This is a genomic window from Ohtaekwangia sp. (assembly GCF_036786105.1).
GTDB lineage: Bacteria > Bacteroidota > Bacteroidia > Cytophagales > Cyclobacteriaceae > Ohtaekwangia.
In genome coordinates, this window is sequence record NZ_DAIQRQ010000002.1 from 80746 (window position 1) to 92916 (window position 12171).

General features: G+C 42.1%; 14 protein-coding genes. 6 read left to right on the forward strand and 8 right to left on the reverse strand.

The features are described 5' to 3' along the window. Positions 1 to 11: 11 nt before the first annotated feature. A complete protein-coding gene (locus V7Q33_RS01360; RefSeq protein WP_331983733.1) occupies positions 12 to 251 on the forward strand; it encodes a hypothetical protein in 240 nt (79 codons plus the stop codon). A 21-nt stretch (positions 252 to 272) separates the two neighbouring features. Here the strand turns inward: V7Q33_RS01360 and V7Q33_RS01365 are convergent, their stop codons facing one another. The 3 genes from V7Q33_RS01365 to V7Q33_RS01375 form a co-directional block, all read right to left on the reverse strand. Next, positions 273 to 1514, reverse strand: coding sequence for a 4-hydroxy-3-methylbut-2-enyl diphosphate reductase (locus tag V7Q33_RS01365; RefSeq protein ID WP_333818733.1), 1242 nt, complete (start codon positions 1512 to 1514; stop codon positions 273 to 275). Positions 1515 to 1631: 117 nt separating this feature from the next. Then, positions 1632 to 1805, reverse strand: a complete 174-nt coding sequence (locus tag V7Q33_RS01370; RefSeq protein ID WP_331983731.1) for a hypothetical protein — start codon at positions 1803 to 1805, stop codon at positions 1632 to 1634. Positions 1806 to 1822: 17 nt separating this feature from the next. Continuing rightward, a complete protein-coding gene (locus V7Q33_RS01375; RefSeq protein WP_333818664.1) occupies positions 1823 to 3307 on the reverse strand; it encodes a Do family serine endopeptidase in 1485 nt (494 codons plus the stop codon). Between the two features lie 275 nt (positions 3308 to 3582). Between V7Q33_RS01375 and V7Q33_RS01380 the strand changes: the two genes are divergently transcribed. Further along, positions 3583 to 4044, forward strand: coding sequence for a hypothetical protein (locus V7Q33_RS01380; protein WP_333818666.1), 462 nt, complete (start codon positions 3583 to 3585; stop codon positions 4042 to 4044). A gap of 114 nt (positions 4045 to 4158) precedes the next feature. Next, the gene (locus V7Q33_RS01385; RefSeq protein WP_331983725.1) at positions 4159 to 4305 is read left to right on the forward strand and encodes a hypothetical protein; all 147 of its coding nucleotides are present in this window, start codon (positions 4159 to 4161) and stop codon (positions 4303 to 4305) included. Positions 4306 to 4310: 5 nt separating this feature from the next. Here the strand turns inward: V7Q33_RS01385 and V7Q33_RS01390 are convergent, their stop codons facing one another. Genes V7Q33_RS01390 through V7Q33_RS01400 form a run of 3 tightly spaced genes read right to left on the reverse strand, consistent with a single transcriptional unit; the run spans position 4311 to position 5738 of the window. Then, positions 4311 to 5021, reverse strand: coding sequence for a YqjF family protein (locus V7Q33_RS01390; RefSeq protein WP_331983723.1), 711 nt, complete (start codon positions 5019 to 5021; stop codon positions 4311 to 4313). Between the two features lie 3 nt (positions 5022 to 5024). Then, on the reverse strand, positions 5025 to 5534 hold the full coding sequence (locus tag V7Q33_RS01395; RefSeq protein ID WP_331983721.1) for a peroxiredoxin family protein: 510 nt from the start codon (positions 5532 to 5534) through the stop codon (positions 5025 to 5027). A 12-nt stretch (positions 5535 to 5546) separates the two neighbouring features. Then, complete coding sequence (locus V7Q33_RS01400) at positions 5547 to 5738, reverse strand: hypothetical protein (RefSeq protein WP_331983719.1); 192 nt, start codon at positions 5736 to 5738, stop codon at positions 5547 to 5549. A 243-nt stretch (positions 5739 to 5981) separates the two neighbouring features. Here V7Q33_RS01400 and mfd point away from each other — a divergent pair, with 243 nt between their 5' ends. Beyond that, on the forward strand, positions 5982 to 9356 hold the full coding sequence (gene mfd, locus V7Q33_RS01405) for a transcription-repair coupling factor (RefSeq protein WP_333818667.1): 3375 nt from the start codon (positions 5982 to 5984) through the stop codon (positions 9354 to 9356). On the opposite strand, the gene V7Q33_RS01410 is transcribed toward mfd, so the two are convergent. Continuing rightward, positions 9317 to 9568: a hypothetical protein gene (locus tag V7Q33_RS01410; RefSeq protein WP_331983715.1), complete on the reverse strand. Its 252-nt coding sequence runs from the start codon at positions 9566 to 9568 to the stop codon at positions 9317 to 9319. The two genes, mfd and V7Q33_RS01410, sit on opposite strands and share 40 nt — an antisense overlap. 251 nt (positions 9569 to 9819) lie before the next feature. Here V7Q33_RS01410 and gldJ point away from each other — a divergent pair, with 251 nt between their 5' ends. Beyond that, positions 9820 to 11046 carry a gliding motility lipoprotein GldJ gene (gldJ, locus tag V7Q33_RS01415; RefSeq protein WP_442945881.1) on the forward strand — a complete coding sequence of 409 codons (1227 nt, stop codon included), beginning with the start codon at positions 9820 to 9822 and terminating at the stop codon, positions 11044 to 11046. Between the two features lie 251 nt (positions 11047 to 11297). Here the strand turns inward: gldJ and V7Q33_RS01420 are convergent, their stop codons facing one another. Then, a complete protein-coding gene (locus V7Q33_RS01420; protein ID WP_331983711.1) occupies positions 11298 to 11681 on the reverse strand; it encodes a hypothetical protein in 384 nt (127 codons plus the stop codon). A gap of 157 nt (positions 11682 to 11838) precedes the next feature. On the opposite strand from V7Q33_RS01420, the gene V7Q33_RS01425 reads away from it, so the two are divergent. After that, a complete protein-coding gene (locus tag V7Q33_RS01425; protein WP_333818668.1) occupies positions 11839 to 12168 on the forward strand; it encodes a tRNA-binding protein in 330 nt (109 codons plus the stop codon). Positions 12169 to 12171: the final 3 nt, after the last annotated feature.

A 12171-nucleotide genomic window follows, 5' to 3' on the forward strand; every position in this document is an offset into this window, starting at 1 on the left:
CTACAACTATCATGGGAAGACCTCCAGTATTACCGAAGAAGAAAAAAGACGGGTTTTGGCTTGAAATACGAAATAAGGGAGCAAAGTCGGGTGGTACCATTCTTATTCGTGACACTTACGAAGCAATGATGCAAGCTGCCAGACAGTACGAGATCACGAAAGATGTGGTTATTTTAGGCGAACATCGTAACGGCAAGAAAGTAGAAGACTCTACTTCCCGTAAGAAGAAAAGCACGGCTGACGCTGATTAAAGCACGCCTGGCAGCCACAAATTAAGCCCGTGGCGCTTCTATAAACTTCGTCAGAACTTCGTCCACTGACGTAACAGGTTGAAAGAACTCAAGTATCCGAAGCATAACTCTGTCCACCAAGGTATCAGGACAGGATGCTCCACTGGTTAATATAATCTTGACTATATTTTTATCTGGCAGGAAGGAGTGTGTCTTTACATGCTTCCTGTTATGATAGTCAAAGTGATTGATCTCTTCTTTTGATACAATTTCTTTTTCAGAGTTAATGAAGTAAGTCGGGAATTTGCGCTCGCACAGTTCTACGATGTGTGAAGTATTTGAGCTATTATATCCGCCCACCACTAAGGCCAGATCAGCGTCCGTCTCTAACAGCTGATACGTGGCATCCTGATTATCATTCGTTGCATAGCACAGCGTGTCACGTGTATCGGCAAAATGTTCCTTCAGATTTTCCATGCCGTACAAATCAACCATCAGTTGACGGAGGTAATCGGCAATAGCTTGTGTCTCCGTTGCCAGCATGGTTGTTTGATTAACAACACCAATACGCTGCAAGTGAAGCTGTGGATCAAATCCGATTGAGTACTTTGAAGCAAATTCCTTGAAGAATGCTTCAGGGGATTTTCGGCCCAGAATATACTCTCCCAGTTTTATGGCGTCATTCATATCGCGCACAATCACCGAACGCCCTTTCTGTGCGCTATGCGAAAAAGTAGCACGCGTTTCTTCATGTCTGGGCTTACCATGTATAATGATGGTGTAGTCTTCACTGCCGAGTTTCTCAGAGCGATTCCATACCTTCTCTACAAAAGGACAGGTGGTGTTATACTTCTGTACTTCTATACCTTTATCCAGGAGCAAATGTTCGATTTCAACAGTGGTTCCAAATGCGGGGATAATTACTACATCGTCCTTTTGCAGGGCATCCCAGGGTATAAATTGTTTGCCATCGGTGTCCATAATAAACTGGATTCCGCGGCTTTGCAGGTCGTTGTTTACTTCCTGGTTATGAATCATCTGGCTAAGCAGAAATACGCGCTTGTTGGGATTTTCTTCTAAAGCACGGTAGCTGATCTCGATGGCATTTTCAACACCATAGCAAAACCCGAAATGACGGGCGATATAAAACTGAACCGGGCCGAAATTCAGCAGGGTTGGAGAGAAGTCTTGTTTACGCAGATCTTTTACTCTGCGCGCTTCTTTTATTTTACCGGTAATGGACGACCGGTAGTAAGCGGGAATGTCAAACTTTTTGATAAGCAGTTCTCTTTTACACTAACTGTGCAAAGTTAGAGGAAGTTGCCTAAACGTTAAGTGTTATCCGCTAACCGTAATAATTTTTAATGAACTATTACGGTTAACGGATAACGTTTAAACTATTTATGCTGCTTTGGAGAGTTGATCTTCCTTAATCTTGTTGGTTCGGACTTCCTTCTTCTCAAGGTCAAACCATTTCACTTCTACGAAATTGTTTTTAATGTACTTGAGAACTTCCATCACTTTCCCATCAATCTTGCTGCGAACACGTTCGCCTTTCTTAAAAAGTCTCCTCATAAATTCTAACTGTTATTTTACATTCTAAAGGCATAATTGAATTCTCTGGGAACATCTTCATACGTGCCGGAGAGAATAACCAATTCACCAGTTTTCTTTTTCTTCAATAACTCATTGAACTCTTTAACGGATTTCACCGGCGTCTCGTTGACCTTTGTGATAATGAAGCCTTCACGAATGTCTGTGTACTTGGCCAATTTCCCGTTCCCGAGTTCCTTTACCCGAACACCGTTGTTAATATCTAATTTTTTCAGAACATTTCCACTAACATCTTCAACTTCTAATCCCAGAGAAGCAAAGCCATCACGTTCTTCAGGCTTCACAGTTCCGGTTTTTCCGTCACGGTTTTTTAACACAACCGGTAGCGTGAGCTCTTTTCCTTTACGATTGACAGTAACATTTACTTTATCACCCGGACGATGACGACCTATATATTCAATCAACGCAGCACTGGTGTTGATCGGTGTTTCATCTATCTTCACTACCACATCGCCTTCCTGCAAACCAGCTTCTTTTGCCGAGCTATGTTCAGGAAATCCGGATACATACGCGCCTGTATTAACCTGTAAATCTTTCTCTTTTACAATCTGGCTGTTTACACTGCCGATGGATATACCTAACCAACCGCGTTGTACGGTACCAAATTGAATGAGATCTTCAACAATCTTACTCACAATGTTTGAAGGTACTGCAAAACCATAGCCAGAGTAAGAACCTGTAGGACTCGCAATTGCAGTATTGATACCCAGCAAACCACCATTGAGGTTTACCAATGCACCACCGCTGTTGCCAGGGTTAATAGCTGCATCGGTCTGTATAAATGATTCGATCGCAGTATTGCCTCCTTCCGAGTTACGCTGAAGGATGTTAATGCTTCTTCCTTTCGCACTTATAATACCAGCGGTTACAGTAGAATTTAAATTGAAAGGATTTCCGATAGCCAATACCCACTCACCAACCTTCGATTTGTCTGAGTCTACAAATGAAAGATGGGGAAGAGTTTTCTCATTTATTTTAATAAGCGCTATATCAGTATCCGGATCTGTACCCACAACTTCTGCTTTATAAGTACGGTTATCGTACAACGTTACTTCTACCACATCAGCATCTTGCACAACGTGGTTGTTGGTAACGATATAACCATTCTCATTAACAATTACGCCCGAGCCGGAACTCTGGGTTGGTCCTTGAGGCATCATACGGGGTCCGAAGAATTCACGGAAAGGATCGGAGTTATCTGTAGATTCATCTCTTCGCGACATTCCATCCTGGGTAGAGCGGATATATACCACCGCTGGCGTTACACGCTCGGCTGTTTGAGTAAAATCAAGCGGTACAGTTTGTCCGTTTTCATTAACGCTGTACGCTACTCTCGATGTCGGTGTGCCATTAATATAGTCTAACTTGACACCCTGTTCATCTTTGTCCAAAACTTTGAATGCGACCATCGTGCTGGCACTACCAAGCACTGCCGCCAGAAAAAGTGATGCAAATCTTTTCATAATCACAATTTTATTAAGCGTTTGTTTCTGAACAAAAACCAGGCAGAACGCCTTCAAAAGAAATTTTGTCAGTTTATTCCCCTCGTTCTATCTCCGCCTTCTGTCAGATTTTTAATTTTGTATCATAAGTACGAAAACTTTCGGATTTTGGTTCAGGTATTTACAATCATAACGAATAGAAGATTGGCGAACGGTTAAAAATGCAACATCAAGGTGAGCTAAACTGCGAAGACCGGTAAATGATTACTTAACTTTACTTAAATGCTATACTGTCTATGAACTTTTCCTTCATAAAAATCCTGATTCTGTTTTTTGCGTGTTGTATGAACTTCAACACATGGAGCCAGCAAAAAGAATTTGGGTGGTTGCTCGGCACATGGCAATTAAAAGACAAACAGGTTTTCGAACACTGGTCACTTGATCACGACAATCAAACTATTCACGGCATATCATACCGCATAAAGAACACGGCTGATACGGTAGTTACTGAAGAAATAACATTAAAACTTGAACAAGGTGCTTTCTATTATGTGCCCGATGTTATCGGCAATCAAGGCCCGGTTGCATTCAGGATAACACAATATGACAAAACGATGTTCGTTGCTGAAAATATGAAACATGACTTCCCGAAAATCATTCGGTATAAACTTGTGCGAAAGGATAACCACGATATAAATGAAGCCTCTATAGAAGGAAATGGAAAAGTTATCAGCTATACGTTCGTTAGGTTGAATTAATTAATGTAGGTAATTATAAGTCTGATGCGGGATTTCCTGTAGCTATAAAAACTTTTTTTAAAAATCACCCATCAAAAGGTAAACTTGACTATACCCGCTCCCGTAACGGTCGTAATGGCAAACACCTACACAACCTATACCATGCAGTCGAACCACGACAAAGAAACCGCACACCGCAGGCTCAAAAGATTGCGTACGCTTCTTATTATCTGGCTGATTTCTTTACTGGCAACAGTAGTATGGTTTTCGCTTACCGCCTGATATACCTATATTTTTGTACCCCTCCTTACTACGATCTCAGAACCTTCTGCCAGAAATACGGAACCCGGTTTTTGCGTTGAAAGATTTGAAAAGCCACCTCCGTAGATTTTCCCGAAATCAACATCAATACGATAACTGCTTACAGGAAATACCATCCACCGGGGATGTTCCACAGCATATTCGGATGTTCTATGGGGCGCAAGCTGTGTATAACCCCAGTAATGCTCCGTGATAAATTCTTCTTCACTGCCTTCTCGTATCGCTACTGTATTTTTGGCTGCCGTCACTTCCAGTGAATGCCAGCGCTGTAGTTCCCAGCGATAGGCAACGGTCAGTCTATCGTCTTTTGCTTCTATCATGTGCGACATCGGCAGGGTTTGGTAGTGCTCGCCATACATGGTATTGGCTACGAATGTGAGTGCAGGTTTAGGCACAATCTCTTTGATAAAAACCACACCTCGTTTCCAACCCGTTATATCTTTATACTTCACATAGAAGCGAAGATTTACCTCTTCGAATGTATGATGAAAAGGTATGCGCAAGCCACAAAGCTTCGTGTTTAAAAACATGAAGCCGACAAGGCTTACATAACAGGTGTCATTCCAAAGATCAAGTTCCGTCTTATTGGGAAGGTATGGCTGCAGTGCAGATGGATCTACAACATAATTCGCCATGGCCAGTTTGCGCCATTCAGCCGTGAGAAAAACCGCTGCCATGGGTTAAATATTTTGCAGAATCTTTGACAGATCGGTTTCTCCGTTAAAATTCTTTATCAGTTTACGGTCGTGATAGATATATACTGACGGTGCATCGATAGGCCCAAAGTTCTCGATGATCTGATTAGAGGTAGTATTTCCAAAATGCACATTAGGCCTGTTGTTCAATTCATACTCTTCCGAAAATTTCCGAAGCTCATCTGCAGTTGCCGTGGAAACAAAATATAGTTGGTACGCAGCAAAAGCATCTATCTTTTCACTGAACTGTTTGGCTTCTCGTTGGCAATGATCGCAGTCTGGCTGAAACATGATGAGTATATTTTTACCGGTGAAACTTCTCATCGAGAATTGTTTTCCATCCAGTAAAGTTATTGCCATATCGGGCAACTGATCGGGTACCGTTGCAGGCATAGGTGGAATATAGGGCTTGTCGGCTTGTTTCTCTTTCTTTTGCGTGTTGCACGACACTACCATAAGAGCAAGTGCCGTTAAAGTTAATGTTATAGATCTCATCTTTTTTGTAAGTCAAATGAAGGCAATCATAAGCCAATGCAAACCATAGGTGATAATCGAGATGCTGCCATAAAGCCTCAATATCTTTCTTCTGTTCTGCACATCTTCCCACCATAACATAGTCCAGGGCTTATACAAACCAATCAACAGAAAGACGAATGATGTGATGCTGATGTACAGTAAAAGCTGTTGAACAAAATTCATCTTCCTGACGTTTATGGACGCTGTGAAGCAACAAGGTAGCAGTCGCCGGTCAAATAGTAAACTCAACAAAAAATATAATTTATAACAGTTGGTGAGGGATTTGCCGGGCTGTTATCTTTGCACCCTTCTTTTTGTTAATCCGTAGATATCGTTGCACTTGATCACATTCTGTCGAATACAAGGCGGACAGTTTGCTGGCAGATATTTTTAGCGGACTAATGCAATCATAAACAGAAACGGTACGTGAAGGCGAACGATTTTCTAAGTATCTATAAAGCGGATAGTTTGGTAAAGACCATAGCCGATGGGATCAAAGCGTCTGCACCTCAAACTATTCGTGTAAAAGGATTGTCTGGTAGCCTCGATGCTGTCGTGCTGGCAGCCACCTTTAAAATACACCCGAGAGATTATTTGGTTATACTTCAGGATCGCGAAGAAGCCGCATACTTTCAGAACGATCTTCAAAATCTGCTGGAGCGGGAAGTTTTACTTTTTCCCATGTCGTACAAAAGACCGTATGAGTACGATGAAACAGAGAATGCCAATATTTTAATGCGTGCCGAGGTACTCAATCGCCTGGCAAGTAAATCTGCAGCGGAGATTATTGTTACCTATCCCGAAGCGTTAAGCGAGAAGGTGATCAATAAGCGATCACTTGCCTCCAATACATTTACTATAAAGCTAAAGGAACAACTCGATGTTAATTTTCTCGAAGAGTTTCTTCATAATTACGATTTCGAAAGAACCGATTTTGTTTACGAAGCTGGCCAATTTGCCATTCGCGGTGGTATCATTGATATTTATTCCTTTGCTTACGAGCTTCCCTATCGCATCGAGTTATTTGGCAATGAAGTAGACAGCATTCGTACGTTTGAACCGGGTTCTCAGCTCTCTGTAAATTCTCTTGAGAAGGTAAATATCATACCGAATGTGCAGACTAAGCTGATACAGGAAGAGCGGCAGTCGTTGCTTGAATTTATATCAGCTGAAACGAAGTTATGGTTAAAGGACGCTCAACTAACGGAAGACATCGTTCAGAAAAGCTACGATCGTGCCGAAGCATCATTCGATAAGATTATAAAAGCAAGCGGAGTACAGGTTGTTTCGTCACCTGATAAATTATTCGATACCGGAAAAGAATTTACAACGCGGAGTGCTTCCTTTACACGTATTGAATTTGGAAACAGATTTATACTTCCCAACACCGATACGATTGAGTATACATCGTCAGCACAGCCATCGTTCAATAAGGACTTCGAGTTACTGACAGCCAATCTGTACGAACACCAGGAGCATGGTCTGAGTAATTTTATTGCTGCTGATATGCCCCGGCAACTAGAGCGGCTGAAAGGTATTTTTGAAGAGATAAATATGGCGTTGAAATTTCAGCCTCTTGAATTTGCGCTGAGACAAGGCTATGTTGATCAGAATCTGAAGATTGTTTGCTATACCGATCATCAGATTTTTGAACGTTTCCATCGCTATAAAGCGAAAGAGAAATTTACCAAATCGAAAGCACTCACCATGCGAGAGCTGCAAACGCTTCAGCCGGGAGACTTTGTAACACACATTGATTATGGCATAGCAAAATTTGCAGGTCTTGAGAAACGCGATATTAACGGTCACGAGCAGGAAGCTATACGTCTCGTATATCGAGATGACGATTTGTTGTATGTCAGCATTCACTCGCTTCATAAAATATCCAAATACTCGGGTAAGGAAGGCACTCCGCCTGTGATGAGCAAGCTGGGTACGCAGGAGTGGGAAACTAAGAAGTCAAAAGTAAAGAAGCGCGTAAAAGACATTGCAAAAGAGCTTATTGAGTTATACGCAAAACGCAAGACTGCACCTGGATTTGCATACGCCCCGGATGGATTTTTACAGGCAGAGCTGGAGTCATCGTTTATGTATGAAGATACTCCAGATCAGGCGCGTGCCACCGAAGATGTAAAGAAAGATATGCAGCAGCCTCACCCGATGGATAGACTGGTGTGTGGTGATGTTGGCTTTGGAAAAACAGAAGTTGCTGTGCGTGCAGCATTCAAAGCAGCAAGCGAAGGCAAACAGGTAGCGGTATTAGTGCCAACTACCATATTAGCAATGCAGCATTACAAAACGTTTCGCGATCGACTCTCAAATTTTCCAGTGCGGGTGGAATATGTTTCCCGTTTCAAAACAGATGCTGAAATAAAAAAAATCATAGCCGAAACGAAAGAAGGAAAAGTAGATATACTCATCGGAACACACCGTGTGGTAAGTAAGGATGTTCAATTCAAGGATCTTGGTCTGCTCATAATAGACGAGGAGCAGAAGTTTGGCGTGAAGGTGAAAGACAGACTCAAAGAGTTGAAGGTAAATGTAGATGTACTCACCCTCACAGCTACACCGATACCACGTACATTACATTTTTCTTTAATGGGCGCTCGCGACTTGAGTATTATAGCAACACCACCACCTAATCGCCAACCGGTAACTACGGAGTTGCATACCTTTAATGAAGAAATTATCCGTGATGCTATAAGCAAAGAACTGCGCAGGGGCGGGCAGGTTTTCTTTGTATATAATCGCGTGAGTGATATAGAGTCTGTTGCCAACGTTATTTACAAGCTTGTGCCCGATGCTCGTATTGGTATTGGTCACGGACAAATGGAAGGCGACAAGCTTGAGAAGGTAATGGTAAAATTTATTGAGGGAGAATACGATGTGTTGGTTTCTACCAACATCATTGAGTCGGGACTTGATATACCCAACGCCAATACCATCATCATCAACCAGGCGCACATGTTTGGTTTGTCTGATCTTCACCAGATGCGCGGACGTGTTGGTCGATCGAATAAAAAAGCATTCTGCTATTTACTCACACCGCCCGCATCGATGCTATCTGCTGACTCCAGAAAAAAATTATCAGCATTGGAAGAATTTTCTGAATTGGGCGATGGCTTTAAGGTAGCCATGCGTGACCTTGATATACGCGGAGCCGGCAATTTATTAGGCGCTGAACAGACAGGATTTATCAGCGATCTTGGTTTTGATACTTATCACAAAATTCTGGATGATGCCGTGCAGGAATTGAAGGAAACGGATTTCAAGGAATTGTTTGCTTCTGATCTGGCAGAAAAAGCAAAGCTAATTGTTCAGGATTGCGTAATTGAAACCGATCTGGAAATATTGATTCCCGAAACATACATTGCCAGTACAACGGAGCGCCTGCAGCTATACTCCAGGCTCGATAATATACCGGATGAAACACAGCTTAATAAGTTTGTAGATGAAATGCGCGACCGTTTTGGTGCTATACCTCCTACCGTGGAGGAATTGATCAATACCGTAAGACTGCGCTGGCTTGGAGAGAAGCTCGGGTTCGAAAAATTAAGCCTCAAGAGTGAAAAACTCCGCGCTTACTTTATCAGTACCAAGGATGCATATTTCAGCTCAGACATATTTGGACAGGTACTATCTTTTGTCCAGAAAAATTCCAAGCAATGTAAAATGAAAGACAGTGGTGGTAAGGCCATGCTGATAATTGATAACGTTAAGACTGTAGACGCAGCCATTGAGCTGTTAAGTCGAATGGCTGGTCACGAAGTCAAATCATCCAAAGAAATTTTGTCAAGATAAGGCTTCAGTCCAACCGTGTTATCAAAAGCATTGATCATTAATACCTTTTGATACTTAGGAGAATAAAACACTTCAATGTAGAAGCCGTCAGTGTAATACAAAAAAACTTTGCAGTCGGCCAGTACGCGTTGCATCAGGTAATTACCGTGAAATGTGATGATATCACATTTCTTTTCGAAGGTCATAACGCGGAAGTCTTCAAGGGTGAACATAAGGAATGTTTTTTAAACCCGTTAATCGAAAAGGCATGCCACCCGCTTTAACCTTCGAAAATGTCAACTAAACGGAACTTCCGGCATGTTCTGCTTCCCAAAAATGGATAGATGATTCCCGAAACAATGAATCCCAATTGGTTACGTTTTATAGTACCGGTTTTCCTTTCATTAAAGATTCACTAATAACTTGCGACTGCTTGGAAAACATGGGATTATCCCCTTAATTAGCATTTGGTTTAAAATCTAGAATGAAAATGAAGTATTCTTTCAGGGTTCTCTTGTATGTAGTTGGTGGATCAGTTGCCCTGTCTGCCTGCTCACTTTTTGGAGGCAAAGGCGGAAAGCCCACAGCTTCAAACCCGGGTCAGATGAGTTCAGCTACAGGCTTAGCTTATAATGACGAAGATCAGGGCGGATTTATGGTTAATCCATACGAAGGTCAACCCGATGCACCAAATATGGTGTTCATCGAAGGTGGACGTGCGGTTATGGGTTCTTTCGAAGAAGATGTTATGTCGTATCGCGATAACATCGAGAGAACAGTTTCAGTAGCTTCATTCTATATGGATGAAACTGAAATTGCCAACATCCACTGGCTGGAATACTTGCATTACCTCGCAAAAGATTCTTCACAGGAAGCTTATCAGGCCGCTCTTCCGGATACAATGGTTTGGGTAGGCAAGCTTGCTTTCAATGATCCTTATGTTGATCACTATCTGCGTTACCCTGGTTTTCGTTATTTTCCTGTAGTGGGTATCACCTGGAATCAGGCTAATAAATATGCTGTATGGAGAACACGCGCCGTGAACATTAAACTGGCTGAAAATGCTGGTGAAGAATATGCAGAAAGCGATGGCCGTATTCCGTTGGAATCTGGTATTGTAGTACCTGCTTACCGTTTGCCTACAGAAGCTGAGTGGGAATATGCTGCACAGGCATTGATCGGTACTCAGTGGCTGGAAGAAATGCAAACGCACCAGCGCATTTATCCTTGGGATGGTCACGCGGTTCGTAACCCATACGGAAAACAAATGGGCTTTATGCTTGCTAACTTTAAACGCGGTCGTGGTGACTATGCTGGTATAGCAGGTCGTTTGAACGATGGTGCGTTGATCACCTCTTATATATATGAATTCCCTCCGAATGATTACGGTCTCTATAACATGGCAGGTAACGTAAGCGAGTGGGTTCAGGACACTTACCGTCCTACTACTTACCAGGATTTTGATGATCTTAACCCAATCAGAAGAGATGGTTTCCTTGATCCTTCATCGGGGTATAATAGCGATTCAGAGAAAAACCCAGAAACATTTACTTCCCTCATTAATGATAACGCCCGCGTGTACAAAGGTGGTTCATGGAAGGATGTAGCATACTGGATGTCACCTGGTACAAGAAGATATCTGGATAAAGATTCTGCTACCGCTACAGTTGGTTTCCGCTGTGCGATGATCAGAGCCGGATCTAATTATTAAGAAGATTTTAGACCCAAAATAAAAGAAGCCAGTGAATGTTCACTGGCTTCTTTGTTTTATCGTGTGTACGTGTAGGTCTATGAAGTACTGGTAAATAGGTAACTCTCAGGAATCACGTTCTAAATCTCTGATACCATCTCTTTCTTCCTTTGCCCATACATAGACGGGAAATGAGAACCATTACGTTCTTGGAGAAAACAAAAAAATGTTTAAAATGGGCAAAAGGTGCGGCTGTTTTAGGAACAGTAACCTCAATCAACTATATCCTGTAACTTGTACTTGCGAATGATATAGTAAAGAAAATTAAATGAAAGAACATCGTCTTCGTGAGCCGGTTTAGACATGTTCTTGCCGGGATCTGCTGTTACTGGGATGCGCGTGGGATTTCGCATGCTGGCTGAGTCTCTCGCTGCTGTGGAGACCCTTGTATTTGTATTAACACTGGAAGATGACACGGATGAACCTCCACTGAGAGGTTCCCCCTCACCACCGGGCGAGTAATTAATACGTTCCTTTTCAGATGAAACGGTACCACCATCGAAGGTAGCATCTTGGGCATGCAGTACCATAAACCCTGCGGGTGTAATTGTACTCAGGCTGAGTGTTAAAAGAATATGATGAAGTTTGTGCTTCATTCTGTGGTGGCCCAGGTGCCTCTTGTTAACGCCAGAATTTTATTTTTTGTTTCGACAAAGTACAAAATTAAACTCGTAATGCCATTTATTTGGGCATAAGTTCGATTGGATCATGAATTAAATGTAAGGAATTTGACGGTTTTAAAAATTTTTAGAGATGTTAAGCTGGGATGATTTTATAAAAGTTGATTTACGGGCCGGTACCATTATAAAAGTGGAATCGTTTGCAGAAGCAAGAAAGCCTGCTATCAAATTATGGATAGATTTAGGTGAGGTAGGTATAAAAAGATCAAGTGCGCAAATTACCGATCACTATTCAATCGAAGCACTAATTGGCAGACAAGTAATCTGTGTTGTAAATTTTCCGCCCAAGCAAATCGCAAATTTTGTTTCCGAAGTATTAGTAACAGGTTTCCCGGATGAACATAATCATGTTGTTTTGAGTAGTATTGATAAAAAGGTGCCTAACGGTGCGCGATTATTCTGAGGC